The following is a 25658-nucleotide window of genomic DNA, read 5'->3' as shown; positions in this document are numbered from 1 at the left end:
GGGGGGAACCCGGCGCAACGGTCGGGCCTTCCCCGGCAGGCTACCCGGTGGTAACTTGCCGGCATGTCCATCGACGGTCGTCCCGCCGGCCCGCTGGCCGGCAAGGTGGTGCTGGTGACCGGCGCGGCCCGGGGCATCGGCGAGCACACCGCCCGGCTCGCCGCCGCCCGGGGCGCCCGGCTGTCCCTGGTCGGGCTGGAGCCGGACCGGCTGGCCGCGCTCGCCGCCGAGCTGGGGCCCGGGCACGTCTGGTTCGCCGCCGACGTCACCGACCAGGCGGCGCTCACCGAGGCGGTCGACGGCACGGTGGCCGCGCTCGGCGGGATCGACGCGGTGCTGGCCAACGCCGGCGTCGCCAACCGGGGCACGATCGCGGTCGGTGACGTCGAGGCGCTGGTGCGTACCGTCGAGGTGAACCTGGTCGGTGTCATGCGGACGGCGGCGGCGACCGTGCCGGCGCTGATCGACCGCGGCGGCTACCTGCTGATCGTCTCCTCGGCCGCGGCGTTCGCCGCGCTTCCCGGCATGGCCGCCTACTGCGCCTCCAAGGCGGGCGTCGAGCACTTCGGCACCGCGATCCGGCTGGAGCTGGCGCACCGTGGCGTGGCCGTCGGCACGGCGCACCCGTCCTGGGTGGACACCGACCTGGTCCGGGAGGCGCGGGCCGACCTGCCGGCGTTCGAGAGCGCGCTGGCGAAGCTGCCCTGGCCGATGCGGCGGACCACCACGGTCGCCGAGTGCGCCGAGGCGTTCGTCCGGGCGATCGAACGACGCCGCCGCCGGGTGTACGTGCCGCGCGCCGTGGGCGCCGTGCAGGCGATGCGGTCGCTGCTGGTCAGCCCGCTCGCCGACCGGCTGGTCGGGCGGACCGCACGGGTCACCGTCCCGCTGATCGAGGAGCAGACCCGGGCCCTGGGCCGGGGCTTCGGGGTGAGCACGCCGGAGGCCGGCCGGTGAGCGCGCCGGTGGAGGTGGTGTTCGAGCGGCGCGGCGCCGGTCCGGCGCTGGTGCTGCTGCACGGCATCGGTCACCACTGGGGGGCCTGGCTGCCGGTGCTGGACCGTCTCGCCGAGACGCACGACGTGATCGCCGTCGACCTGCCCGGCTTCGGTCGTTCTCCGGTGCCGACCACCGGCCTGCCCGCCGACATGCCCGGGCTGGTCGCGGGGATGGTCGAGCTGTTCGCCGCGCTCGGCCTGGAGCGCCCGCACGTGGCCGGCAACAGCCTCGGCGGTGCGATCGCCCTGGAACTGGCCGCCACCGGCGCGGTCTCGTCGGCCACCGCGCTGTCGCCGGCCGGCTTCTGCACCCCGCGCGAGCTGCGGTGGGCCCTCACCGTGCTCACCCTGCACCGCAACGCCGCCCGGCTGCCCGAACCGGTGCTGCGCCACCTGTTCGCCGCGCCGGCGCTGCGCGCGTTGGCGATGGGCATGATCCTGGCCCGGCCGAACCGGATGGCGCTGGACGTCGCGCTGGCCGACGCCCGCGCGCTGCGGCAGGCGCGGGCGTTCCGGGCCGTGGCCCGCGCCGGGCGGGGATATGCGTTCGCCGGCGCGCCCACCGTTCCGGTCACGGTGGCCTGGGGCACCCGGGACCGGATCCTGCCCTACCGCCAGGCGGCGCTGGCCCGCACCCGGCTGCCCGCCGCCCGGCACCTGGACCTGCCCGGCTGCGGGCACGTGCCGATGCACGACGACCCGGACCTGGTCACCTCGGTCATCCTCGACACCACGGGCGTTCGCCCGCGCTGAGCGTCACTCGGTCGCGCCGAACGGGTCGGTGCGCACGTAGCGCATCGTCCAGCCCTCCGGCCCGGCCCGGTTGCCGCGCTCGTAGAGGTGGTCCGCCACGCCGTCGGCCGGCCGGTCCGGGTGGCGCAGGATCCACCGGGGCGGTGGCGTGCCGTCCGGCTCCGCGGGCAGGTCCCGGACCAGGTCGTCGGCCGGGCCGCCGACGAACCGTACGCGCACCGAAGCCACCGTCACTCTCCGTTCCGCTGTCGACACCCTCGCCGCGAAGCTACCCCGGCCGGACCGGAACGCCCGGCGGTTTGCACAGGTCGGGGCCCGGGTAGCGGGACCGGAGGGGACCGGACGAGGCAGGGAGTGGTCGATGAGGACGCTGGGCGGGCGGTACGAGCTCGAACAGCGGGCCGGCCTGGGTGGCATGTCGGAGGTCTGGCGGGCCCACGACCGTGTGCTCGACCGGACCGTCGCGGTGAAGCTGATCTCGCCCGGCCTGGACGGGGACGTCGGCGCGGTGCAGCGGATCCGGTCCGAGGCCCGCTCGGCGGCGCGGCTGGTGCACCCGAACGTCGCCAGCGTGCACGACTTCGGCACCGCCGAGCTGCCGGACGGGCGGCCGGTGCCGTACATCGTGATGGAGCTGGCCGAGGGCGAGACGCTCGCCGCCCACCTGCGCAACGGCCCGTTGGACTGGCGGATCGCGGTGCGGGTCTGCGCCGAGGTGTGCGCGGCGCTCGCCGCCGCGCACGGGCACGGCATCGTGCACCGCGACGTGAAGCCGGCGAACGTGATCCTCACCCCGTTCGGGGTGAAGGTGCTCGACTTCGGCATCGCCACCCCGGCCGGCGCGCCCGACCAGACCCCGGAGGGGATCGTCGTGGGCACCCCGGCCTACCTGGCCCCGGAGCAGCTCGACCGGCAGCCGGCCACCCCGGCCGCCGACATGTACGCGCTGGGCGTGCTGCTCTACTACTGCATGACCGGCCGGCTGCCCTACGACGCCGGCAGCACCACGCAACTGCTCGGCTCGCGGCAGCGGCGTCGGCCACCGCAGCCGCTGCCGGAGATTCCCGGCCTGCCGCCCGAGGTGGCGGAGCTGTGCCGCAGCTGCCTCGACGCGGACCCGGCCGCCCGGCCGACCAGCGCGATGGCCGCGCTGCTGCTGGCCGAGGCGGTGGACGCCCGGGTCTACGTGCCGATGACCGTGACGCTGCCGAGGCAGCGTGCCGCGCAGGTGTCGCCGTGGAACAGCCGGGCGGCCGCCGAGGCGACCGAGGCGATGGCCGTCGACGCGGCCACGAGTGGTCGGGTGGGCTGAGCGTACTGCCGGCACGGGCCCGGTTTCGCCGGTCGGGGGCCGGGAACCCGGGCCGATGAGTGACGGGAGGAACGCGATGCCGGATCCGAGTTCCTGGCTGGCCGAGACGGCCACGGCGACCGCGGCGGGCGGTCACGTACGCACCGACGACGGCGGTCTCTCCTCCGCCCTGGCGTCCCCGCTGGCGCCGCACTGCACCGGCCTGACGCCGGAGCAGCTCCTGGCCGCCGCGTTCGCCTCCTGCCTGCACCACGCCGCGGTGGAGGCGGCGGGTGAGATCACCGACGAGGCGCACACCGTGCAGGTGACCGCCGAGGCGAAGCTGGGCCGGGACGACGACGGGCGCTACCGGGCCGACGTGCACGCCGAGATCTCCTCGGCGGGCCTGACCCGGGAGCAGCTGGCCGACCTGGTCGCGCACGCCGATCGGCTCTGGCCGTTCTCCAGCGGCGACCCGAGCCGGCACCGGCTCACGGTCACGCCGGCGGAGAACGGCCGGCACTGACCGGTCACCAGCGGAAGCCGGCGGTCACCGCGCGGTGGTCGCTGTCCGGGGTGCGTACCACCCCGGCCGTGGTCGGGGTGAGCCCGCGGTAGAGGACGTGGTCCGGGCGGGTCACCGGAAGCTCCGCCGGCCAGGTGAAACCGAAACCCTGGCCGGCCTCGGCCTGCGCGTCGCCGAGCAACCGGGTCAGCGGGTCGAAGACCCGGTCGGTGGTGGCGGTGTTCAGGTCGCCGAGCACGACCAGCCGGTCGGCCGGGTCGGCGCGGACGGTGGCGGCAAGCGCGGCGACCGTCTCGTCGCGGGTGGCGGTGTGCCCGGCCCGGGCCGAGCCCAGGTGGACGACGTACACCATGAGGTCTCCCCGCGGGGCGGCCACCACGGCGCGCAACGCCCGGTCCCAGCCCAGCCCGGTGTCCACGCCGTGGGCCTCCCGGATCGGCCAGCGGCTCCACAGCGCCACGGTGGACACGGCCGCGCGGTGCGGGTACCGGTCGGCCAGGGCCGAGGCCACCCGCTCGCCGTCGGCGACCTCCTGCAGGCCGATCAGGTCCGGCGCCGCACCGGCCAGCGCGCCGGCGGTGGCCGCCGGGTCGGGGTTGCCGGCGCGCAGGTTCTGGCTGGCCACCCGCACCGCCGCACCGTCGGCCCCGGCCGTCGGGGGCAGCCACGCCCGCCCGTAGAGCCCGGCCCAGACCACCGCCGGCAGCAGGACCGCGAGCAGCGCCCGGCGGGAGCGGCGCAGCAGCGCCGCGAGGGCGAGCAGGGGTACGCCGAGGCCGAGCAGCGGGGTGGCGCTGTCGACCAGACTGCCCAGGCCGTTGACGTTGGGCACGGCGCGGTGCCCCACGAGGAGCAGCGCGAGCAGCACGGCGCAGGCCACGAGGACGAGTCCTCGCCGGCCCCGACCGCCGGCGGGCTCGCCCGCGGCCCGCGCGTCGACCATCTGCTCCGTCACCGTCCGGATCGTATCGAGTGCCCGCGTGGGCGGTGCGGCCGATCGCGGTACTCGTCGGCGCGGTCCGACCTCGGTGGATCGGCGTCCGGCCGGGGCCGGGCGACCGGCCCGCCGTGGGCCGAACGGGTGACGGCCGCGGCCGAGGCGGGGTGGAGCTCCCTGCACCCTATTTCTCCCTGCGAAACCGACATGAGCGATGTTTCGGAGACGCGAGGTCTGGACCTTTCATGATCGTCCGACGGCAATGCCGGGGCGGACCATGGCAAATTGTGGCGCATGCCACCAACCGGGCCGATGGCAAGCGACCAGAAGCTTTCTAGCCTCGGCGGGTGCACCCCGACCGCCCCGATCATCAGCACCTGCCCGCGCCGCGCCCGGTTCGCCGAACGATCGACCCGGCATCAGCCGAACGGCGGGTGGGGCGGCACCGCGCCCCCGAACCGGCCCGGCGCGCCCCGACCCGGTCCGTGCCCGGCCGGATCGCGGTGGCCACCGGCGTGACCTGCTGCCTCGGGCTGATCGGCGTGGCCGGCGTCGGCGAGACCGGCCGGCCCCACGTGGAGGTACGCGAGGCGCTCGCCGACCGGGCCGCCACCGAGCAGCGGGCCTCCCGTGACTTCACCCGCGCCGTACCGCCGGTCGCCGCAGCCGTGCCGCCGGCGCCCGCCGCCTCGCCCAGCCCGACGCCGACGCGGAAGAAGGCGCCGAAGAAGGTGGTCCGCCCCACGCACCCCCGCCCGGTCGCCGGGCTGGACCAGCGGCAGATGGACAACGCGAAGGCGATCGTGGACGTCGGGCGGGAGATGAGGCTGCCCCGCCGCGCGCTGGTGGTGGCGGTGGCCACCGCGATGCAGGAGAGCGACCTCTACAACCTGGCCAGCGACGTGCTGCCGGAATCCTTCGACTACCCCCACCAGGGCAGCGGCTCCGACCACGACTCGATCGGGCTGTTCCAGCAGCGCCCGAGCAGCGGCTGGGGAACCGTCGCCGAGATCATGCGACCCGCGTACGCCGCCCGGGCCTTCTTCACCGCCCTGGCCGAGGTCGCCGGCTGGGAGGAGATGAGCGTGACCGGCGCGGCCCAGGCCGTGCAGGTCTCCGCCTTCCCCGACGCGTACGCCAAGCACGAGCAGCGGGCCGCCACGGTGGTGGCGGCGCTGGTCTGAGCGTCGACGCCCGGCGTCAGGCGGGGGACCGCCCGGGCACGCCGGCGGCGGCGGTGGGGGTGTCGGCGGGGACCCGGTCACCGGTGAGGAGCTCCTCGATCCGCGCCGCACGGCGGCGTCGGGCCAGCAACGCGGCCTCGAACTCGCGGCGCGCCCGCACGGCCTCGGCGTACGCCTCCTCCCGCACCCGGCGGGCCTCCTGGCGGGCGTCCTCCAGCTCGGCGCGGGCGCGGGCCAGCAGGTCGGCGGCCTCCCGCTCGACGGCGGTCGGGCCGGGCGTCGCCGCGGCGTCGGGCGCGGTCCGCCGCCTGAGGAACTCACCGAGGTGCAGCGCGTCCAGCCGGATCTGGTCCCACTCCCGGCCGACCCCGGCGACACCCTCCGTGCGGGCCGCCAGTCGCCCCAGCCGCAGGGCCAGCTCGTCCAGGCAGGCGTCCACCTGGCGTCGGTCGTAGCCGCTCTCCACCACCGAGAACCTCATCTGTCGCCCCCCGGGCAGCCGCCGTGCGTCCCACCTGCACGATCCTGCGCCGCGGGCGAGCCCGGAGGCGGTTCGCGGAAAATGTTCAGCATCCGGACGCCCGGACTTCGCGGCCGCTACTGGTGCTTCGGGAGCACGACCACCCGGCCGAAGAACTCGTCGATCCGGCGCACCACGTCGTTGAAGTCGTCCAGGTCGATCGGCTTCGTCACGTACGCGTTGGCCTGCAGGGTGTAGCTGCTGACCACGTCGGTGTCGGCGTTGGAGGTGGTCAGCACCACGATCGGAATGGTCCGCAGGTTCTCGTCCCGCTTGACCTCGCCGAGCACCTGCCGCCCGTCCATCCGGGGCATGTTCAGGTCGAGCAGGATGACGTCCGGCCGCTGCGCCTCGACGTGGCGGCCCTCCCGCCGGAGGAACTCCATCGCCTCCTGGCCGTCCGCGACCACGTCGATGACCTTCTCGACGTCGGACTCCTCCAGCGCCTCCTCGATCATCAGGACGTCGCCCGGGTCGTCGTCGACCACCAGGATGCGGACGGGATTCGGGCGGGGCTGACCCATGGCGCTACCTGCTTCGTCTCGGGGAGGGGGCCGACCGCGGGGCCGGCCGCTGGCGGGGAAATCTATCCGATCAGGAGCCGGTCGACGCCGTCGGGTCGGCGGGCTCGAGGTCGTGGCGCAGCACCTCGGCCACGCCGGTCACCTGGAGCACCCGGGCGACCCGTCCGGTGGCCCCGGTGAGGCGCAACCAGCCGCCGTCGGCGGCGACGAGGTTGTCCCCCCGGACGAAGGCCGCGATGCCGGTCGAGTCGCAGAACGTCAGCTCGCTGAGGTCCACCAGCAGTTCACGACGGCCCTCGGCGACCAGCCGGTCGATCGCGGTGTTCAGCTCCGGGGCGGTGCTCAGATCGAGCTCGCCGGCGAGCCGGAGGCGGACGCCGCCCTCGTCCCGCCGGGCGTACGTGACGGTGAACGTCACCGTGGCCCCTCTCGCTCCTACCGCAGGCTAACCCTTGCAGTGCAGCAAGTATACGGGTGACGCGGCCGCGCGCCGATCAGCGCCCCGCGCCCGTGGTCGAGAGCCCGCCGACCAGGGCGCGTCCCCGCTCCAGGAAGCCGGCCGCCCGGGGGAAGTCGCGCAGCTCGTGTCCGTAGTGGTCCAGGGTGAGACCCACGGCGGCGGCGGGCACACCCCGGCTGACCAGGATCGTCACCAGCCACTCGACGAACTCGCCGAACAGGGTGCCGTCGTCGACGTAGAGCGCGGCGGCCAGGAAGTCGACGATGTAACCGAGGTCCCCGACGGTCGAGTCGAGCTGCGCCGGCGTGTAGTCGGCCACCGCCGGCACCCGCTCCCGCAGGTCGGCCAGGGCGCTGTCGATCAGCTCACCGCGCCGCTTGACCAGACTGGCGTACTCGTCGTCGGCGAGGTGGTCCAACCGTGCGGCCGGCACCGCCCGCAGCGCCCGGTCGTCGGCGACCAGGTCGGCGGCGGCCGGGGCGTCCGGCGCCCAGGCCACGCCGAGCGACCGCGCCCAGCGACCGTCCGCGCCGAAGCCGCGACCGCCCACCACCACCGGCACGTCGGCGCGACGACACGCCTCGATCATCCGGTGCGCGTGCGGCAGCCGCATCGGCAGCGCGCAGGCCAGAGCCACCGCCTCGGCGTCGTACCGGTGCAGGTAGGAGACCAGATGTGCGGCCGGCACGCTGGCCCCGAGGAACACCACCTGCCAGCCGCGCAACCGCAGCACCTCGGCCACCAACCGGGCCGGCAGCGCATGCCACTCACCGTCCATGCAGGCCACCACGATCCGGCCGCGGGTCGGGCGGGGATCGGCGTACGCGGCCACCGCGGCCACCACCCGCTCGCTGATGTGGGTGGCGGCGTGCTCCTGGGCGACGCTCCACTCGTTGCGCGCCCAGCGCTCCCCCACCTCGGCCTGGGCCGGGGCCACCAGATCGAGCAGCACCCGCTCGGCCGGCACACCCGCCTCGAGCAGGCACCGGGCCACCGCCACGGCGGCCTGCTCGTCGGCCTCGGCCAGGCACTCCAGATAGCCGGGAAAGGCCTGCGCCGGGTCGGCGGCGGTCGTCGCGGTCACGCGGAGGGCTCCCTCGCTCGGTCGGCTTCGGTCGGACCCGGCACCGAGTGCAGGTGGCGGGACGCGCGGCCGGTCGGACCGGTCGCCCGCAGCGCGAGCACCGCGATGTCGTCGTGGTCGCCGTGAGCCAACCAGTCGCAGGTCACCTGCTCGACCCGCTCGGCCAGCGCCGGCGCGGGCATCCGGTGGCATCCGGTCACCGCGTGGACCAGCCGGTCGGCGCCGAACTGGTCGTCGCCGCGTCGCCCGCCCCGCGCCTCGGTCACCCCGTCGCTGTAGAGCAGGCAGGTCTCGCCGGGCGCCAGGTGCACGGTGACCTCGCCGATCCGCGGGTCCGGCACCACGCCGATCAGCATGCCGCTCAACGGCACCACCTCGACCTCGCCGGACTCCCGCAGCACCAGCGGCGGCAGGTGCCCGCCGCCGGCCAGCGTCAGGGTCAGGCCGCCGTCGCGGTGCGGGCGGGCCACGCCGAGCACCATGGTGGCGAAGCGGCCCTGCCCGTGCGCCTGGGTGGTCTCCAACAACGCGTCGTTGAGCAGCTTCAGCAACCGACCCGGCTGTGTCTCGACCCGGTGCAACGCCTGCAGGCACTGGCGGAGCTGGCCGGTGAACACCGCCGCCTCCACGCCCTTGCCGGACACGTCGCCGAGGAAGAAGACCGAGCCGCCGTCGGCCAGCCGGTGCGAGCCGTAGAAATCCCCGCCGATCCGCAGACCGGCCTGCGCCGGCCGGTAGGCGGTGCCCCACTGCACGCCGGCGGCCGCCGCCGGCTCGACCGGCAGCAGGCTGGCCTGCAACGTGTCGGCGACCTCGGCCTGGTCGCGGTAGAGCATGGCGGTGGTCAGCGCCGCGCCGGCCCGCGCGGCGAACGCGCGCACCAGGTCGACGTCGGCGTCGTCGTACCAGCGGCTGGCCCGGCGGGCCACCAGCAGGACACCGGCCGGAGCCTCCCGACCCGGCAGGGGCACCACCCGCGCGCTGGCGCCGGGCACGTCGAGGCCGGGCAGCCAACCCGCCTCGGCGGCCTGCTCGACCAGCCAGTCCAGCGCGTGCGGCTCGGTGCCGGCGAGACCGGCCTCGATCGCCGCGGGCAGGGCCGGCGCCGGCAGCACGCCGCTGTCCACGGCGGGGGTGGCTTCCTGGTCGGCGCGTACCGCCCGCCACCAGCGGGCCCGGCCGGACCGAGGCGCCAGCACCAGCACCGCCGCGTCGGCCAGCGTCGGCACGGCCAGCCGCACCACGGCGGCCGCGGCGCGGTCGGGGTGCAGCGGATTGCCGAGCTTCTCGCCGACCACGGCGAGGAACGACGAACGGGCCCGCTCGGCGAGCAACGCGTCGGCCCGGCTGACGCTCTCGGTGACGTCCTCGACGTACCAGCAGCGCCGGGCGTGGGAGAGCGCGACGGGACGCAGTCGCAGCCGACGCCCGTGGTGGGTGATCTCGGCGGGAACGTCGCCACCCAACGCCGCCACGCCGGTGGCGGCCAGCACCTCGCCGGGCACGACCTCCGGGACGAGACGCTCCGCGACCGGGCTGACGTGTCGGACCACCCCGTCGGCGGCACAGACGACGAGGCCCTCGCGGAAGTGTTCCACCACCTCGGACCAGTCCGGGACGGTGAGGCCACGGTCGGGCGACAGCGGCGGCAGGGCGGCCGTGTCCGGAGCGGCGGCGGACCACGCCGGGGGCCGTGCGGCACTCGACGTGGAGATCCGTCCGTCGCCCGGGTCGGAACCCCTGACGTCGGCAGCAGTCACCAGCTGAGCCCCACTCTCCTCGTCGACACCCGCGGGACACCGAAACGGGTCCCTGTGGTCAAATCTCCTCGCCCCACCCTACGCCGGTATGCCGCAACCGCCACCTGACGCCGTGGCCCCGGCCGGGCGCACGCGGCGCCGAGCGGGCCGGTTGCGGGGTTGTTACGATCCGAATGTTTCTGCCCGACCGGCAGCCCGCGGAAAGGCGTGATGTGGTTCCTCACCGGAGAAAGCCCGAGGCGACACCGCTGAGCATCTCCGTGGACCGTTCCGACCCGTCCGTCCCGGTCGTCCGCGTCGGCGGTGACCTGGCGTACGCCACCGCGGCGCCGCTGCGGGCCGAGATCGACCGGCTGCTCGCCGAGCGTCCCCGGGCCCTCGTGCTGGACTTCGGCGATCTGCTCTTCCTGGACAGCACCGGCCTCTCCGTGATCGTGCACGCCTGGCGCGAGGGGCAGCACGCGGGCACCGCCATCGAGCTCCGCGCGGTCCCCCGCTTCCTGGAGACGATCCTCGACATGACCGGGGTCACCGGCCTGCTGCAGCGCCCGCCGGCCGACGGCCGTCAGGGGCAGCCGGCGTCCGGCTCGACCGCCTCGGCGTGACCCCGCGGGTTTCCCGCCCACCCCGGACTGGGAACATGGAGCCGTGCCCGCTCAGCTGTTGACCATCGAGGTGGACCGGCTCGACGCCGGGACCGCCCGGCTGCGGCTCGCCGGCGAGCTGGACTTCGACACCGCGCCCGAGCTCGTCGAGGCCGCCGCCGAGCTGCGCCGCGACGGCCACCAGGAGCTGGAGCTCGACTTCGCCGGCGTGGTGCTGTGCGACTCGTCCGGCCTGAGCGCGCTGGTGGTGATCCACCGAGCCGGCACCGGCGCGGTTCGCCTGCTCCAGTTGAACCCGCAGGTCCGGCAGCTGCTGGACCGCACCGGCCTGGCCGAGCTGCTGGCCGCTCCGCCCCGCGCGGTGGTCCGCGACGCCCGCGAGGCGGGCTGAGCGCGACCGGTCCGGCGGGGAGGGGTGGCCCCCGACCCTGGGACCAGGGGCCGGGGGCCGGGAGGATGGCTCAGGCGGCGGGCGTGGCCTGCAGACGCGGCCCGCTCTCGCGTGACTCCCCCATGACCGGGGGCTCGACGTCCTCCGGCGCGCCGGAATCGGGCGTCTGGAACAGGTAACGGACGAAGTCCCCGGCCTCGTCGTCGTCCGCGCCGGGCCACTGCCCGACGCAGTCGACGCCGACCACCTCGCGGCCGCTGCCGTCGTTGCTCTCCAGCAGGGCCCAGAGGGTCACCGGGTAGCACCGGGTCAGGTCCGGGCCGATCCGCCAGCGGGCGTACCAGCCGGGACGAGCGGGGACGATCTCCACGATCCGCTTCATGACGACCTGCCCTTCCGCGTGCGTCGGAAGTTGTCCGGTCCACCTCGATCCTGGATCCGCACCGGGTGAGCGCCCCTCACCCGCAGCGAGTGAAGCGGCCCCGGAGGTCGGCGCCCGTTAGCTTCCCGGCAGCGCCGGGAAGGCCACCGGCGCAAGCGCAACCGACCAGGAACGAGGTGCGACGATGCGCAAGCAGATGGAGGGCGACAACCAGCGCCGTCGGGCCCTGGCCCGGCAGGCCCGGGAGCAGGGCCGCAGCGCGAGCCAGACCGGCGCCAGCCTGAGCGCGTCCAAGCAGGTCACCTCGCTGGACCAGCACGAGCGGTCCGGCCCGCCGCCGGCCGGCCGGCACAAGCCGGACAGCACGCGCGGCGGACCCGCGCCGCCGCCGGTCGGGGTGGCGGAACGTCCCCGCCCGCTGCCGGACCCGCAGCCGCCGCGTGCGGCGTCGCTCGGGTACCGGGATCTCGTCGACGACGTGAGCCGCCGGGCCGGGGTGGACTTCGCCGAGGCGAAGATCGCCGCCGAGGCCACCGTGCTCGCGCTGGCGTGGGCGCTCGGCGAGGCCGAACGGGAGCGGCTGCTCGCGGCGGTGCCGGTGAAGCTGCACGACGTGGTGCCGGTGGACGGCATCGAGCGGCGTCAGGACCTGCCGGGCTTCCTGGCCGAGGTGGGACGGCGCAGCCGGCTCACCCCGGAGCAGGCGCGGTACCAGGCGGAGGCGACGCTGGCCGCGATCTCCGACGCCGACGCCGAGCTGGTCGAGTCGCTGCGCGTACCGGACGGGTTGCGTGACCTGCTCGCGCCGGCCGACTACGGCGGCGGCCTGGTGGGGGCGTCGTCCGCCACCGCTCCGCTGACCGAACCGGAGCTGCGGGACGCGCTCGCCTCGCTGCCCTACTGGTCCAGCGACCAGCGGTCCTTGGTTCGCACGATCGAGTTGCCCGGTGGCAACCTGGACCGGGTCCTCGACCGGCTGGACCAGCTCAAGGTCGAGGTCGGGCGGGGTCCGCAGATCGGCCGGCCCGACCCGGACAGCGCCGTGCTCACGGTCCGGACCCAGCAGGTCGACGGCGTGACGGCCGCGGACGTGGACCTGGCCCACCGGGTCGACGACGCGGTCGACGAGGCCGGGGCCGGGATGGCCGCCGGCTGAGGTGCGAGGAGGGTCCCCGCCGCTTCCGGTAGCGGCGGGGCCCCGCTCGGTATCCGTCCGTCCGGGCCGGGCCGCCGCCCGGTACCGTGTCCCGCCGTGGAACGCGCCGCCGAGACCCTGGAGATCGTCGTGGACCCGGCCCGGCCCACCGGCCGTACGCTGCTCGCCGACGGGGTCGAGCAGTCCTACGTGGACGTGGCCGACGCGCGGCACCTGCACTTCGAGTACGTGCGGCGGATCGCCGCCGTGATCGACCTGGCCGCACCGTCCGGTCAGCCACTTCGCGCCCTGCACCTGGGCGGCGGCGCGCTGACGCTGCCGCGCTGGCTGGCCGCCACCCGCCCGGGCTCGCCGCAGCGGGTCATCGAGCGCGATCCCGGCGTGGTCGACCTGGTCCGCCGGAAGCTGCCCCGGGTACCACCGGAGGTGGTCGTCGCGCTCGGCGACGCCCGGGACGCGCTCGGCGACGCGCCCGCCGGGGCGTACGACGTGGTGGTGGCCGACGTCTACCGCGCCGCGGTCATGCCGCCGCACGTGGCGGCCGTCGAGTTCGTCGCCGAGGTGGCGCGGCTGCTCCGCCCGGACGGCCTCTATCTGGTGAACCTGACCGACCTGCCGCCGCTGGCGCACACCCGGGCGCAGGTGGCCACGCTGCGCGCGGTCTTCGCCGACGTCTGCCTGCTCACCGACCGGCGGATGCTGCGGGGCCGGCGCTACGGCAACGTGGTGCTGGCCGGCGCGCTGCGCCCGGGCCGGCTGCCGGTGCGCCGCCTCGCCTCCCGGGTCGCCGGTGACCCGGTGCCGGGCACGATGCTGCACGGGACGGCGCTGGACGCGTTCGCCGGCGGCGCGCTGCCGGTCACCGACGCCCACCTCCGCTGAGCGGGGGTTTTCGCACCGGCACGGCGGGTAGCCGCGCCGGATGAGCGCCGCCGACGACCGCTCGACCGCCCGCCGGACGCTGATCGTGATCGGCCTGGTGCTCGCCACCGTGGTCGGGCTGGGACTGGTCTGGGCCACCCGCCGGGTGCTCGTCTGGGGTCTGGTCGCGGCGTTCCTCGCGGTCGCGCTCAAGCCGCTGGTGGATCGACTCCAGCGCCGGGTACGCCGCCGGGCCGTGGCCACGCTGCTGGTGTTCCTGGCCACGTTCGTGCTGCTCGCCGCGCTGGGCACGCTGATCGTGGTGCCGCTGGTGGACGAGGTGGGCCGGTTCGCCGACCGGGCGCCGGACCTGGTGCGCGAGGCCCAGGCCGGGCGGGGGCCGGTCGGCCGGCTGCTGGAGCGTCTCCACCTGCTCCGGTACGCCGAACCGGGCCAGCTGCGCCGCTACGGCGACCGGCTCGGCGAGCCGACCGTCGGCCTGGTCCGGGGCGTGGCCCAGGCCGTCGCCGCCGTGGTCACGGTCGTGGTGCTGGCGTACCTGATGGTGCTGGAGGCCCCGAAGATCGTGGCGGCGACGCTGCGCCTGGTCGGCGACGGGGCGGCGGAGCGGTTGCGGCGCATCGGCCGCGACACGTCCCGGATCGTCACCGGCTACCTGAGCGGCAACCTGCTGATCAGCGTGATCTGCGGGGGTCTGACGTTCGTCGTGCTCTTCCTCCTCGGCGTGCCGTTCGCCGCGGTGATCGCCCTGGTGGTCGCCGTGGTCGACCTGATCCCGCTGGTCGGCGCGACGGTGGGCGCGATCGTCGCGGCCGGCGCGGGGTTCCTGCACTCCCCCACCGCCGGCGTGGTCGTGCTGGTGTTCTTCGTGGTCTACCAGCAGGTGGAGAACCACCTGCTGCAACCGGTCATCATGGCCCGCGCGGTCCGGCTGAACCCGTTGACCGTGCTGGTCAGCCTGTTGCTCGCCGCCGAGCTGGCCGGTCTGGTCGGGGCGCTGCTGGCGATCCCGGCGGCCGGTGTCGTCCAGGTGCTGCTGCGGGAGTTCGTCCCGGCCGGTCGGCAGGCCCTGCCCGTGCCGGCCGCCGGGGGCGGCCCGGCCGGCGGACCGGGTCCCGGCACGCGGGACCGGCCGCCGGCCGGTGGGTGAGGCGGGGCGGTCAGCGCCGCCGGACCAGTTCGGGCGACTCGCTCTCCAGCGGTACCGCGTTGGCCGGTACCAGGCCGAGCTGCACGGCGGGCCGGGGCAGCGTCGCGTCGAGCGCCCAGTCCGCGGCGACCCGGGGACGGTTGCCCGGCATCGCCAGCAGGTGGTAGCCGCGGGTGACCGCCTTGGCCGGCAGCCCGGACAGCGGCACGTGCAGCGGGTTCGCCGCCGCGTCCTTGCCGCCCAGGTCCACCACCCAACCCAGGTCGTGGTGCTTGTAGGACTTGCGGGCGCCCTGCCCGTACGAGGCGGCGATGTTGTGCGCGGCCAGCTTGCCCTGCCGCTGGGCGTGCTGCGCGGTCATCGCGCACACCTGCCCGGGCCGGGTCGGGTCGGGCACGGCGGCGGCGTCGCCGCAGGCGAACACCTCCGGGTAGCCGGGGACGTTGAGGTACTCGTCGACCACCAGCCGGCCCTTCTCGGTACGCAGTCCCAGCTCGGCCACGAACGGGTCGGGGCGTACGCCGACGCACCAGATGAGGCTGCAGGTCGGGACGTACTCGCCGTCGGTGAGCATCACCCCGTCCGGGGTGGCCTCGGCGACCGAGGTGCCCATCCGCACGTCCACGCCGCGCTTGCGCAGCACCCGGTCGGCGGTGACGGACATCCGCCGGTCCAGCTCGGGCAGCACGCGGGGGGCGACGTCCAGCAGCATCCAGCGCGGGCGGACCTTCAGGTGCGGGCGCTGGGCCAGCAGCCGGTCGGTGAACAGCTGTCCGTGCGCGGCGACCTCGGTGCCGGTGTAACCGGCGCCGACCACGACGAACGTGGTGCGGGCGCGCTGCTCGGCCGGGTCGTCGGTCAGCTCGGCCAGCTCGACCTGCCGGACCACGTGGTCGTGCAGGTAGAGCGCCTCGGGCAGGCCGCGGAAGCCGTGCGCGTACTCGGTGACCCCGGGGATGGGCAGCAGCTTGTTGACGCTGCCCACGGAGAGGATCAGCCGGTCGTACGCGAGCTGGCCGTGGTCGCCCTCGGCGGAGCGGTAGCCGACCCAGCGGTTCTGCAGGTCCACCCGGTCGGCCTCGCCGACCACCACCCGGACGCCGTCGAGCGTGCCGGCCAGCGGCACGGAGATCCGGGTCGGCTCGACCACGCCGGCCGCGACCTCGGGCAGCAGCGGCAGGTAGAGGAAGTAGTCGGTCGTGTTCAGCAGGACGATCTCGGCCCGGTCGCGGGCCAGTCGGCGCAACGTCTTGGCCGCGTGGTACCCGGCGAACCCGGCCCCCACGATCACCACACGTGGTTTCGTCATGTCTGCTGCCGTTCCCGGGCAGACCTGCGACAAACGTGGCGATGACCCATCCACGAACAACGATATGGACAATTGTCGTGATCGGCGCGAGGATGCCCTGATGGGAAACCACCAGACCGCCGGGGGTCGACCCACGAGGTCGAGCCGGCGTACCTTCCTCACCGCCTCCGCCGCGGCCACCGCCGCCGCCGTCGCCACCCCGCTCACCACCGCCCCGGCGGCCGCCGCCGGGGCGGTGCCCGGCCCGGGCCGTCCGACCCGGCCGCAGCGCCCGGACCGCGAGCTGACCGCGCTGCTGCGCGAGATCGACAGGCACCGGATCGAGGCCACCGTCCGCCGGCTCGCCGCGTTCGGCACCCGGCACACCCTCTCCAGCCAGACCGATCCGGTACGCGGCATCGGCGCCGCCCGCGACTGGATCCACGCCCAACTGTCCGGGTACGCCGCCGCCTCCGGCGGCCGGATGACCGTCGAACTCCAGTCCTACGTGCAGGAACCGGCGTCCCGGATCCCGACCGCGACCACGATCACCAACGTGGTGGCGACGCTGCGCGGCGACGTCACGCCGGAGCGGGTGTACGTGATCACCGGCCACTACGACTCCCGCGCCACGGACGTGATGGACGCGGTCAGCGACGCGCCGGGCGCCGACGACGACGCCTCCGGCGTTGCCGTGGTCATGGAGCTGGCCCGGGTGCTGGCCACCCGGCGCAGCGAGGCCACCGTCGTGCTCGCCGCCGTGGCCGGCGAGGAGCAGGGGCTGTACGGCTCGGCGTACCTGGCCGGCCGGCTGAAGGCGGCGGGCGTGGACGTGCAGGGCATGTTCAGCAACGACATCGTGGGCAGCAGCACCGCCGACGACGGCACCCGCGACCCGCGTACCGTCCGGCTCTTCGCCGAGGGCGTGCCGACCGCCGAGACCCCGGCCGAGGCGAGCGTGCGGCAGTCCGTCGGCGGCGAGAACGACTCCCCGTCGCGGCAGCTGGCCCGGTTCGTCAGCGACGTGGCGGACAACGCCGCCACCGGGATGGGGATCCGGGTGGTCTACCGGCGGGACCGCTACCTGCGCGGCAGCGACCACATCTCGTTCCTGCGCGAGGGTTGGCCCGCCGGCCGGTTCACCGAGCCCGCCGAGGACTTCGCCCACCAGCACCAGGACGTCCGGGTGGTCGACGGCGTGCAGTACGGCGACCTGCCCGAGTTCTGCGACTTCGACTACATCGCCCGGGTGGCCCGGGTGAACGCCGCGACGCTGTGGTCGCTGGCCCAGGGGCCGGGCACGCCGAAGGGCGTGATCGTGGTGACCACGAACCTGACGAACGACACCACGCTGCGCTGGCAGCGCGGACCCGAGCCGGACCTGGCCGGCTACGAGGTGGTGTGGCGGGAGACCACCGCCGCCGAGTGGCAGCGGGCGCTGCCGGTCGGCGACGTCACCGAGGTGACGGTCGACCTGTCCAAGGACAACGTGTTCTTCGGTGTGCGGGCGGTCGACCGGGCCGGCCACCGCAGCCCGGTGGCGTTCCCGAAGCCGGGCAGCTGACCCCGCGCCGCCGCCGGCGCCGGGTGGCTCAGCCCGGCGCCGGGGCGGTGATCGCCCAGCGTTCGTGGTCCCGCCAGGCGCCGTCGATGAACAGGTAGTCCGGGGAGAAGCCCTCCAGCCGGAAGCCCAGCCGGCGGGCCAGCCGCTTCGACGGCTCGTTGCCGGGTTGGATGTTGGCCTCCAGCCGGTGCAGTCCGAGCGGGCCGAACGCGTGGGCGATCACCAGCCGCACCCCGGCCGTGGCGTGGCCGGTGCCCGCGTACGGGCGGAAGGCGGCGTAACCGAGGTAGCCGCCGCGCAGCGCGCCGAGCACGATGCCGCTGATGGTCGCGTACCCGGCGATCTCCCCGGTGCCCCGGTCGCAGAACACGAACCCGTCGCTGCCCCGCCCCCTGATCTTGCGCAGGTACGCCGCGTACCGCTCGGCGTCGTCCGGCGCCGACAACCACGGGTGGTGCAGGTCCCGGCTGCGCCGGGCGGCGGCGACGAACTCCGTCTCGTCACCGGGGCGGGGACGGCGGATCGCGACGCGCCCGTCGCTGCGCAGGTATCTCACGGTGCCCACTCTCGGCCACCGGCTCGCCCTCGCCTCGGGCGGGGTCGCCGGCCGCCTCGGTTTCCCCTACCGTGGTCCGCGACGACGGGAGGTCGATCATGAGGACTGCTCCACTCGGCACGGTGCTGGTTCCCGCTTCGCCCCCGGGTCGCGCGGTGTCCTGACCCCGGCCGACTCGGCCGCGACTTCCACCTGGTCTGGGCCGCCTCGGCGGTCTCCAACCTGGGCGACGGGATCACCCTGGTGGCCGCGCCGCTGCTGGTCGCCTCGATCGCCCCCGACCCCACCGCCGTCGCCGCCGCGACGCTCGCCCCACAACTGCCCTGGTTGCTGTTCGCGCTGGTCAGCGGCGCCGTCGTGGACCGCCTCGATCGCCGCCGGCTGATCGCCGTGGTGAACGCCGGTCGGGCCGCGATCCTGGCCGCGCTGGCCGCGGCGGTGCTCACCGGCACTGCCACGGTGCCGCAGATCTGCCTGGCCTTCTTCCTCGCCGGCGTCGGGGAGACGCTCGTGGACACCGCCGCCGGCGCGTTGCTGCCGTCGGTCGTGCCGCCCGAGCGGCTGGAACAGGCGAACAGCCGGCTCTCCGCCACCTTCGTCGTCGGCAACCAGTTCCTGGCCAAGCCGCTCGGGGCGTACCTGTTCGTGGGCGCCGCGGCCCTGCCGTTCGGCGTCGACGCGGCCACCTTCGGGCTGGCGGCACTCCTGCTGGCCATGCACCCCCGGCGCCCGCTCGGCCCGGCGCAACCGGCGCTCCCGGCGGCGGCCCGCCGGTCGCTGCGGGCGGAGATCGGGGAGGGACTGCGTGCGCTGTGGGCGACACCGGTGCTGCGCACGCTGGCCGCGTGCATCGCGGTGATGAACGTGGCCTTCTGCGCGGCGTTCGCCGCGTTCGTGCTGTACGCCCGCGACCGGCTCGGCCTCGACGAGATTCGGCACGGCCGCCCTGCTGCGGGCGGGGCTGCTGGTCGAGGTCGGACTCCAGGTCGTGCTGGGCACCACCCGGGAGCCGCTGGTCGCCGGGGCGGCCCTGGCCATCTGGGGCGCACACGCCATGGCTCTGGGGCGTCCTGGTGGTGTCGCTCCGCCAGCGGCTGGTGCCGGATCGGCTGCGGGGCCGGGTCAACGGCGCCTACGCCCTCGCGGACCTGGGTGGCGCGGCGCTCGGCACCGTCGCCGGCGGTCTGCTCGCCGCGGCCACCGGGAGTGTCCTGACACCGCTCTGGCTGGCGGCGGCCCTGCTGGCCGGGCTCACCGCGTGGGCGTGGCCCCGACTCGCGGACACGGCAACCACCGCTGCGCCCGGTCCGGGCCGTCCGCCGTCCTGATCCACTCCGGTGCGCCGAGGTGGTGGCGTCCGTGCCTTCCCGATGCCGCCGCCTCGGCCCGGTGCAGGTCCGCCTGGACGGTGCCGCCCGCAGGCCCGTCGGTCGGTACGCGTCGCACCCCGGGCAGGACGCCCATGGCTGATCAGCGCGCCGCCCGCCACCGCACCCAGGAGGATGGATCGGGCACAGCCCGCGTTCCCGCAGCCTCACCCCCGCAACTCCTGTCGAGCTGATATCAGAAACGACTCGGAGGGCCGCACGCGCCCGCGACGAGAGCGTGAGTCGTTGACGGCATCAGCTCGAAAGGCGCCGTGACGACAGGGCACCCCGGCCCGTGCGGGATCACCAGACGCCCCGTCGGTGGTGTCCGCCGGCCGGGGGGGGCGAGCTACTCGCCTTAGAATCACCATCGGGGACGCCTCGAGATCTTGGTAGGAAAGTGCCCCGATGAGGGCCGTTTCCTACCAAGATCTCCCGACCGTCGACCAGATGCCGGCATCGGCGCGGAGGTCGTAGTCGGCGATGTGACCCCTGATGTCCGGTTCGGCGAGCCGTGGTGCGCGGCGGCTGCGCGTCATGAGCCGTGTGTCCGGTTCGGCGGTGGTCGGCGCCACCGTGAGCGTGGAATCGGTGCCGGGGGTCAGGCGTTGTACCGGGTAGACCGCGCGCCGCCCCGACCGTCGAGCCGGCCAGGCTGCCCGGTCGGAGTGGATCGGCCGCCACCGGTGGTTACACACCCCGGCCCCGGCAGGCCCGCTGGGAATGACCGGCCCCCGCCGGTGGTTACATCCCCCTGAGCCGCGCCGTGCAGGCCCCCCGGCCGCCGCCGCGCAGGCCCCGCGCAGGCCCCCCGGGCCGCCGGACTTTCAGACTTTCCCCCTCTTCACGGCGCCCCCGTGCCGTGTCCCCCCACCCCCTTCGGGAGGCACCATCATGGCTACCACCCTGCTGCGCACCACCGTGCTGACCGCTGCCGGTATCGCCGCGACCGCCGGTGGCATCGCCGGCCCCGCCATCGCCGCCCACGCCGCCCCGGCCGAGAAGGCCGTGGTGGCCGACCGCAAGAGCGGCCACGGCGAGCGGGAACTCGACGTGCGCTACGAAGCCCAGCCCAACTTCTACTACTGCGGCCCCGCCGCCGCCCGCAACGCCATCAGCGTCCTGGGCAAGAACATCGACGTCCACGCCATGGCCCGCGAGATGGGCACCACCGAAGCAGGCACCAACAGCATCAACGACATCACCCCCGTGCTGAACAAGGAAACCGGCAAGACCTACCACTCCGTCGAAATCAAGGACCGTAAGGCCGACGACAAGCAGACCGACACCCTGCGCGCCGACATCGTGCGCACCGTCGACGACGGCCGCGCCGTCGTGGCCAACATCGCCGGCACCGCCACCGACACCGACGGCACCACCCACTCCTTCGAAGGCGGCCACTACATCAGCGTCATCGGCTACCGCGACAACGGCACCACCGTCACCATCGCCGACAGCGCCGACCCCACCATGGCTACCTACCGGATGAGCGTGGACAACCTCGCCGACTGGATCGCCACCCGCGGCTACAGCACCAGCTGACCCACACCACCGACAAGGGCCCGACCCCACCACGGGGTCGGGCCCTTGCGCATATCCAACGGCTGCCTGTCGGTCACCTCGCCGTCATGTCGGTGTCGTCACCCGGACGGGTCGCTCCACCACGCTGGGTCGCGCCGCACCACCCGGCCGACCCCGCGAAGGAGCAGCAGTGGCAGCCGAGTCGGCGACCGACCGCCCACCGACGACCCGCCCCGACGTGAGCGTCGTCGTGCCGGTCTACAACACCCTGCGCTACCTGCGTGCCTGCCTCGACTCGCTGCTGCGGCAGACCATCGGGCCGGAGCGGATGGAGATCGTGGCGGTGGACGACGGGTCCACCGACGGCAGCGGACGGCTGCTCGACCGGTTCGCCGCGCGGCACCCCGGCGTCGTGCGGGTGGTCCACCAGGCCAACTCCGGTGGTCCGGCCGCCCCCTGCAACCGCGGCCTGGACCTGGCCACCGGCCGGTACGTCTTCTTCCTCGGCTCCGACGACCGGCTCGGACCGGAGGCGCTGGAACGGCTGGTCGCCGCCGCCGACCGGTACGGCTCCGACGTGGTGCTCGGCAAGGTGGTCGGGGTCAACGGGCGGCACGTCTTCTCCGACGTGTTCGCCGACGGCAACGCGGTCGACGTGAGCCTGTTCGACTCGGAGCTGCCGTGGTCGCTGGCGAACACCAAGCTGTTCCGCCGCGACCTCGTCGACCGGCTCGGGCTCCGCTTCCCGGAGGACATGCCGGTCCTCAGCGACCAGCCGTTCACGTTGGCGGCCTGCTACCACGCCCGACGGATCTCGGTGCTGGCCGACTACGACTACTACCACGCGGTGCGCCGGCTGGACGCCCGCAACATCACCTACCACAGCCGGGTGGAGCAGCGTCTGGTCAGCGTCGAGCGGTTGTTCGCGTTCGTCGCCGACCTGATCCCCGCCGGCCCGCGCCGGGACGCGGTGCTGCGCCGCCACGCCGGGCTGGAGCTGGCCAACCTGGTCGGCGACGACTTCCGCCGGCTGGACCGGGCCACCCAGGAACGGGTGCACGCGAGCGTGCGCCGGCTGGTCGAGCGGCACGTCACCGACGGGGTGCGGGCCCGGCTGGACATCGAGGCGCGGCTGCGCCTGGGCGCGGTCACCGCCGGCGGGGTGGACGACCTGCTGGCCGTCATCGAGCAGGACGCCACCCGGGGCGTACCGGAGACGGTGGTGGCCGAGGGCCGCTGGCACGCCGGCTACCCGGGCGCGCCGGCGGCCTGGACCGACGTCACCGACGTGCGCGCGGACTGGCTGGCCCGGCTGGACACGGTCGAGGTGAGCTGGGTCGACGGGCACACCCTGACGGTGACCGCGCGCAGCCCGTACCCCGGTTTCGCGACGGCGGCCGGGCCGGTCCGGCTGGCCGCCGGGCCGGTCGCCGGCGCCACCCGGCTGGACGCGACCGACCCGAGCGGTCGGACCGTGCGCACCGACTTCCCGGTCGACCGGCTCCTCGCGGTCGGCGCGGCCAGCGGCCAGCGCCACCCGGTGCGGACCGAGGTGAACGGCGGTCACGGCCGTGGCTCCGCGCCGGTACGCGCGCCCCGGCTCGCCGCCGGCCGGCCCCGGATGCTGCGCCACGGCGCCCGGCTGTACGGGGTGGCCGCAACCGTCGACCCGCGCAACGGCCAGCTCGTCCTGTCGGTGGTGCCGGTGACGGTGGGTCAGGTGGTCGGGCGGCTCCGGCGGCGGTGGCAGCGACGACCGACCGGCCCGGCGACGCCGGCCCCGACGACGGCCCCGGCCGCGCCCCGGGCGGTGGTCGAGCGCAGCGGCAACCACGCCGAGCCGGGGCCGGCGCAGGTCGGCCGGGTGACCGTCACCTCCTGAGCCGGGCGGGCTCAGCGGGCGGGTCGGAAGCCCTGGTCGAGCGGCATCGGAACCTGGAGGTACGTGGTCCCGCGCAGGTCCAGCCAGGCCCGCTCCGGCGCGCGGACCAGCCGCACCATCACGCCGGTGCAGGCGGGGCACCGCCCGATCAGGCCGGGTGCGTGCGAGTAGACGTGCAGGCCGGCCATCGGGCCGGTCGTCCCGCAGGTGTCGCACCGCCCGGTGGTGCCGCTCAGGTCGACCGCGAAGAGTTCGCGCAGCGGCCCGTCGAGCATGTTGCCGTCCAGGTAGGACATGTCCGTCATGCACTCTCCTCGGATCGTCAGCCGGTCGGGCCGAAGCGCTCGGTCCGGACCCGCCGGGTCGGGTGGCCCAGCCCCACCAGCAGGTCGGCCACGGTCTCGACGAAGCCGGTCGGACCGCAGACGTAGCAGAGCGGCTCCAGGTCGGGCGGCCAGCCGTGGCTGTTCACGTCGGCCAGGCCGATCCGGTGCGGTTCGCCCCGCCAGCCGTCGGGCGCCTGCCGGGTGTAGACGTACGCGACGTCCAGGCCCTGGTCGTCGCGGGCCCGGCGGCGCAGCTCGTCGGCGTAGATCACGTCGTCCGGGGTGCGCACCGAGTAGATCAACCGGAACGGGACCCGGCTGCCCGCCGCCCGGCGCGCGCGGACCATGGCCATCAGCGGCACCACCCCGGAACCGCCGCCCACCAGCAGCACCGGCGCGGTCTCGTCGGCGCGCCAGACGAACCAGCCGCCGACCGGTCCGCGCACCTCCACCGGGTCGCCCTCGGCGTAGGTGTCGACCAGGTACGGCGACACCTCGCCGTCGGGCACCCGCTGCACGGTCACCTCGATCCGCTCCCCCTCGGCCGGGCCGGCCAGCGAGTAGGAGCGGGCCGCCTGGTAGCCGTCGGGCGCGGTCAGGCGCAGGTCGACGTGCTGGCCGGGCAGGTGCCCCGGCCAGCCGGGCACGTCCAGCACCAGCGTCTGCGCGGTCGGCGTCTCGATCCGCCGCTCGACCAGTCGGGCCACCCGCCAGGTCAGCGGCGCGACCCGACGGCCGGTGGCCGGGGCCGCCACCTCAGTCGCCCTGGTAGCGCTGCTCGCGCCACGGGTCGCCGTAGTCGTGGTAGCCGGCGGTCTCCCAGAAGCCCGGCCGGTCGTCGACGAGCAGCCGGAGCCCGTGCACCCACTTGGCGGACTTCCACAGGTAGAGGTGCGGGACGAGCAGCCGGGCCGGGCCGCCGTGCTCGGCCGGCAGCGGGCCGCCGTCGTACGTGTGCACCACCCAGGCCCGCCCGCCACGCAGGTCGTCCAGCGGCAGGTTGGTGGTGTAGCCGCCGTAGGAGTGGGCCAGGGCGTAGCGGGCGCCGGTGTCGACGCCGTCGAGCAGCGTGTCGAGCGAGACGCCCTGCCAGGTGGTGCCGAGCTTGGACCAGCGGGTGACGCAGTGCAGGTCCACCGTCGGGGTGTCCTGCGGCAGGCCCATCATTTCGTCCCACGACCAGCGGTACTCCGCGCCGGTCTCGTCGGTCAGCACGAACTCCCAGGTGTCCAGCGGCACCCGGGGCGTCGGGCCGGCGGAGAGCACCGGGAAGTCCTCGGTGAGGTACTGCCCCGGCGGCAGGTCGGGCGCGGACGAACGGGGCCGGCCCTGGAAGCCCGGCGAGACGATTCCCACCCGTCAGTCGTACCACTCCCGACCGTGCCGGGGCAGTGGTTCAGCGGGAGTGCCCGGGACCCCCGCCCTGCACCTCGTGCACGACGGTGCGGTCGCCGTCGCCACTGTCCCGGGTGGCGCGCAGGCTTGTGATGGTGACGACCACCAGGACACCGATGATGACGCCGAGCGAGGCGAGCGTCGGGATCTCCGGGACGCCCTTCCAGATGCCGTGCGCCCAGTGCAGGCCGAGCTTGAGCCCGATGAAGGCCAGGATGACCGCCAGGCCGTAGCTGAGGTGCACCAGCCGGCTCAGCGCGGCGTGCAGGACGAAGTAGAGCGCCCGCAGACCCAGCAGCGCGAAGGCGTTGGTGGCGAAGACCAGGTACGGGTCCTCGGTGATGCCGTAGACGGCGGGCACCGAGTCGACCGCGAAGACCACGTCGGTGGCGAGCACCGCGACCACGACGAGCGCGAACGGGGTGAGCGCGCGCCGGCCGCCCTGCCGGATGGTCATCCGGGTGCCGTGGTAGTCGTCGACCACCGGCATCACCTTGCGGAGCAGCTTCACCGACCGCATCTTGTTGATGTCAACCTCCTGCTCGTGCCCGGAGAGGGCGTCGCGCAGCAGCTTGACCGCGGTGGCGATCAGGATGAGGGCGAAGAGCAGGAAGGCGAAGTCGAGCGTCTGCAGGGCGGCGGCGCCCAGCGCGATGAAGACGGCGCGCAGCACCAGCGCGCCGGCGATGCCGTAGAGCAGCACCCGCTGGGCGAGCACGGCCGGCACCGCGAACGCGGCCAGCAGCAGCATGAAGACGAAGAGGTTGTCGACCGAGAGCGACTTCTCGACCAGGTAACCGGTGAGGTACTCGATGCCCTGCTGGCCGCCGTAACGGGACCAGATCCAGGCGCCGAAGGCCAGCGGCAGGGCGATGTAGAAGGCCGACCAGCCGAGCGCCTCCCGGATGGAGACCTCGTGCGGCTTGCGGGTGACCAGGAAGTCCAGCACCAGCAGGGCGAGCACGCCGGCGATCGTCACCGCCCACAGCGTGGGCGTACCGACCGACGACAGCTCGGCGGCGGACAGGTATGACAGTTCGGACATGGGGCCTCCTCGAACACCGTGGCATGTTCGAGGTCTCCTTCACCCACGGTTTCGTGGGCAACCACCCGAGGCTCGCCCCCGGGGGCTCGCCGTACTGACCGGAATGGTTCG

27 protein-coding genes and 1 pseudogene are annotated in these 25658 nt (G+C 74.9%); 14 read left to right on the top strand and 14 right to left on the bottom strand.

Going from position 1 to position 25658, the window contains the following annotated elements; genetic code table 11:
* Positions 1–63: 63 nt before the first annotated feature.
* The gene (locus O7600_RS01880) at positions 64–957 is read left to right on the top strand and encodes an SDR family oxidoreductase (RefSeq protein ID WP_281591985.1); all 894 of its coding nucleotides are present in this window, start codon (positions 64–66) and stop codon (positions 955–957) included.
* Positions 954–1751, top strand: a complete 798-nt coding sequence (locus O7600_RS01875) for an alpha/beta fold hydrolase (protein ID WP_281591984.1) — start codon at positions 954–956, stop codon at positions 1749–1751. Before O7600_RS01880 ends, O7600_RS01875 begins: the two co-directional genes overlap by 4 nt.
* 3 nt (positions 1752–1754) lie before the next feature.
* Here O7600_RS01875 and O7600_RS01870 read toward each other — a convergent pair whose 3' ends face one another.
* Positions 1755–1970: a hypothetical protein gene (locus O7600_RS01870; RefSeq protein ID WP_245666451.1), complete on the bottom strand. Its 216-nt coding sequence runs from the start codon at positions 1968–1970 to the stop codon at positions 1755–1757.
* 142 nt (positions 1971–2112) lie between these two features.
* On the opposite strand from O7600_RS01870, the gene O7600_RS01865 reads away from it, so the two are divergent.
* Positions 2113–3063 (top strand): serine/threonine-protein kinase, encoded by a 951-nt coding sequence (locus O7600_RS01865; protein ID WP_281591983.1) that lies wholly within the window; start codon positions 2113–2115, stop codon positions 3061–3063.
* A 76-nt stretch (positions 3064–3139) separates the two neighbouring features.
* The gene (locus O7600_RS01860; protein WP_098745093.1) at positions 3140–3568 is read left to right on the top strand and encodes an OsmC family protein; all 429 of its coding nucleotides are present in this window, start codon (positions 3140–3142) and stop codon (positions 3566–3568) included.
* Positions 3569–3572: 4 nt separating this feature from the next.
* On the opposite strand, the gene O7600_RS01855 is transcribed toward O7600_RS01860, so the two are convergent.
* Entirely contained in the window at positions 3573–4523 is a 951-nt protein-coding gene (locus O7600_RS01855) for an endonuclease/exonuclease/phosphatase family protein (protein ID WP_281591982.1), read from the bottom strand.
* A 329-nt stretch (positions 4524–4852) separates the two neighbouring features.
* Between O7600_RS01855 and O7600_RS01850 the strand changes: the two genes are divergently transcribed.
* Complete coding sequence (locus O7600_RS01850) at positions 4853–5689, top strand: hypothetical protein (RefSeq protein WP_281591981.1); 837 nt, start codon at positions 4853–4855, stop codon at positions 5687–5689.
* Between the two features lie 16 nt (positions 5690–5705).
* Here O7600_RS01850 and O7600_RS01845 read toward each other — a convergent pair whose 3' ends face one another.
* The 5 genes from O7600_RS01845 to O7600_RS01825 form a co-directional block, all read right to left on the bottom strand.
* The gene (locus tag O7600_RS01845; RefSeq protein WP_281591980.1) at positions 5706–6170 is read right to left on the bottom strand and encodes an ATPase; all 465 of its coding nucleotides are present in this window, start codon (positions 6168–6170) and stop codon (positions 5706–5708) included.
* Between the two features lie 116 nt (positions 6171–6286).
* Positions 6287–6733, bottom strand: coding sequence for a response regulator (locus tag O7600_RS01840; RefSeq protein ID WP_281591979.1), 447 nt, complete (start codon positions 6731–6733; stop codon positions 6287–6289).
* Positions 6734–6803: 70 nt separating this feature from the next.
* A complete protein-coding gene (locus tag O7600_RS01835) occupies positions 6804–7151 on the bottom strand; it encodes an STAS domain-containing protein (protein WP_281591978.1) in 348 nt (115 codons plus the stop codon).
* Positions 7152–7227: 76 nt separating this feature from the next.
* Positions 7228–8277: a cobalamin-dependent protein gene (locus tag O7600_RS01830; RefSeq protein WP_281591977.1), complete on the bottom strand. Its 1050-nt coding sequence runs from the start codon at positions 8275–8277 to the stop codon at positions 7228–7230.
* The gene (locus O7600_RS01825; protein WP_281591976.1) at positions 8274–10037 is read right to left on the bottom strand and encodes a PP2C family protein-serine/threonine phosphatase; all 1764 of its coding nucleotides are present in this window, start codon (positions 10035–10037) and stop codon (positions 8274–8276) included. The genes O7600_RS01830 and O7600_RS01825 overlap by 4 nt, the downstream gene beginning before the upstream one ends.
* Before the next feature lie 260 nt (positions 10038–10297).
* Between O7600_RS01825 and O7600_RS01820 the strand changes: the two genes are divergently transcribed.
* Complete coding sequence (locus O7600_RS01820) at positions 10298–10642, top strand: STAS domain-containing protein (protein ID WP_281591975.1); 345 nt, start codon at positions 10298–10300, stop codon at positions 10640–10642.
* A 43-nt stretch (positions 10643–10685) separates the two neighbouring features.
* Entirely contained in the window at positions 10686–11033 is a 348-nt protein-coding gene (locus tag O7600_RS01815) for an STAS domain-containing protein (protein ID WP_281591974.1), read from the top strand.
* A 70-nt stretch (positions 11034–11103) separates the two neighbouring features.
* Here the strand turns inward: O7600_RS01815 and O7600_RS01810 are convergent, their stop codons facing one another.
* Positions 11104–11415, bottom strand: a complete 312-nt coding sequence (locus tag O7600_RS01810) for a hypothetical protein (RefSeq protein ID WP_091575449.1) — start codon at positions 11413–11415, stop codon at positions 11104–11106.
* 184 nt (positions 11416–11599) lie between these two features.
* Between O7600_RS01810 and O7600_RS01805 the strand changes: the two genes are divergently transcribed.
* From O7600_RS01805 to O7600_RS01795, 3 genes are all read left to right on the top strand, one after another.
* Positions 11600–12571 (top strand): DUF2267 domain-containing protein, encoded by a 972-nt coding sequence (locus O7600_RS01805; RefSeq protein WP_281591973.1) that lies wholly within the window; start codon positions 11600–11602, stop codon positions 12569–12571.
* 96 nt (positions 12572–12667) lie between these two features.
* Positions 12668–13453 carry a fused MFS/spermidine synthase gene (locus O7600_RS01800; protein WP_281591972.1) on the top strand — a complete coding sequence of 262 codons (786 nt, stop codon included), beginning with the start codon at positions 12668–12670 and terminating at the stop codon, positions 13451–13453.
* A gap of 40 nt (positions 13454–13493) precedes the next feature.
* Positions 13494–14603, top strand: a complete 1110-nt coding sequence (locus O7600_RS01795) for an AI-2E family transporter (protein WP_281591971.1) — start codon at positions 13494–13496, stop codon at positions 14601–14603.
* A 10-nt stretch (positions 14604–14613) separates the two neighbouring features.
* Here O7600_RS01795 and O7600_RS01790 read toward each other — a convergent pair whose 3' ends face one another.
* On the bottom strand, positions 14614–15912 hold the full coding sequence (locus O7600_RS01790) for an NAD(P)/FAD-dependent oxidoreductase (protein WP_091575457.1): 1299 nt from the start codon (positions 15910–15912) through the stop codon (positions 14614–14616).
* A 100-nt stretch (positions 15913–16012) separates the two neighbouring features.
* Between O7600_RS01790 and O7600_RS01785 the strand changes: the two genes are divergently transcribed.
* Complete coding sequence (locus O7600_RS01785) at positions 16013–17455, top strand: M20/M25/M40 family metallo-hydrolase (protein ID WP_281591970.1); 1443 nt, start codon at positions 16013–16015, stop codon at positions 17453–17455.
* Positions 17456–17483: 28 nt separating this feature from the next.
* Here the strand turns inward: O7600_RS01785 and O7600_RS01780 are convergent, their stop codons facing one another.
* Positions 17484–18011, bottom strand: a complete 528-nt coding sequence (locus tag O7600_RS01780) for a GNAT family protein (RefSeq protein ID WP_281591969.1) — start codon at positions 18009–18011, stop codon at positions 17484–17486.
* A 192-nt stretch (positions 18012–18203) separates the two neighbouring features.
* On the opposite strand from O7600_RS01780, the pseudogene O7600_RS01775 reads away from it, so the two are divergent.
* The 3 genes and pseudogenes from O7600_RS01775 (at position 18204) to O7600_RS01765 (ending at position 22781) form a co-directional block, all read left to right on the top strand.
* Positions 18204–19339: pseudogene (locus tag O7600_RS01775) on the top strand (MFS transporter).
* A gap of 933 nt (positions 19340–20272) precedes the next feature.
* Positions 20273–20920: a C39 family peptidase gene (locus tag O7600_RS01770; protein WP_281591968.1), complete on the top strand. Its 648-nt coding sequence runs from the start codon at positions 20273–20275 to the stop codon at positions 20918–20920.
* Between the two features lie 169 nt (positions 20921–21089).
* Positions 21090–22781 (top strand): glycosyltransferase family 2 protein, encoded by a 1692-nt coding sequence (locus O7600_RS01765; RefSeq protein WP_281591967.1) that lies wholly within the window; start codon positions 21090–21092, stop codon positions 22779–22781.
* Positions 22782–22792: 11 nt separating this feature from the next.
* Here O7600_RS01765 and O7600_RS01760 read toward each other — a convergent pair whose 3' ends face one another.
* Genes O7600_RS01760 through O7600_RS01745 form a run of 4 tightly spaced genes read right to left on the bottom strand, consistent with a single transcriptional unit; the run spans position 22793 to position 25547 of the window.
* Entirely contained in the window at positions 22793–23086 is a 294-nt protein-coding gene (locus O7600_RS01760) for a DUF6510 family protein (protein ID WP_281591966.1), read from the bottom strand.
* 17 nt (positions 23087–23103) lie between these two features.
* Positions 23104–23862 (bottom strand): ferredoxin reductase, encoded by a 759-nt coding sequence (locus O7600_RS01755; protein ID WP_281591965.1) that lies wholly within the window; start codon positions 23860–23862, stop codon positions 23104–23106.
* Between the two features lies 1 nt (position 23863).
* On the bottom strand, positions 23864–24463 hold the full coding sequence (locus O7600_RS01750; protein ID WP_281591964.1) for a sulfite oxidase-like oxidoreductase: 600 nt from the start codon (positions 24461–24463) through the stop codon (positions 23864–23866).
* A gap of 40 nt (positions 24464–24503) precedes the next feature.
* Positions 24504–25547 carry a TerC/Alx family metal homeostasis membrane protein gene (locus O7600_RS01745; protein WP_281591963.1) on the bottom strand — a complete coding sequence of 348 codons (1044 nt, stop codon included), beginning with the start codon at positions 25545–25547 and terminating at the stop codon, positions 24504–24506.
* Between the last annotated feature and the right edge of the window lie 111 nt (positions 25548–25658).

It is taken from the genome of Micromonospora sp. WMMA1998 (assembly GCF_027497375.1).
GTDB lineage: Bacteria > Actinomycetota > Actinomycetes > Mycobacteriales > Micromonosporaceae > Micromonospora > Micromonospora sediminicola.
This window is presented reverse-complemented; position numbering and strand designations above follow the sequence as displayed.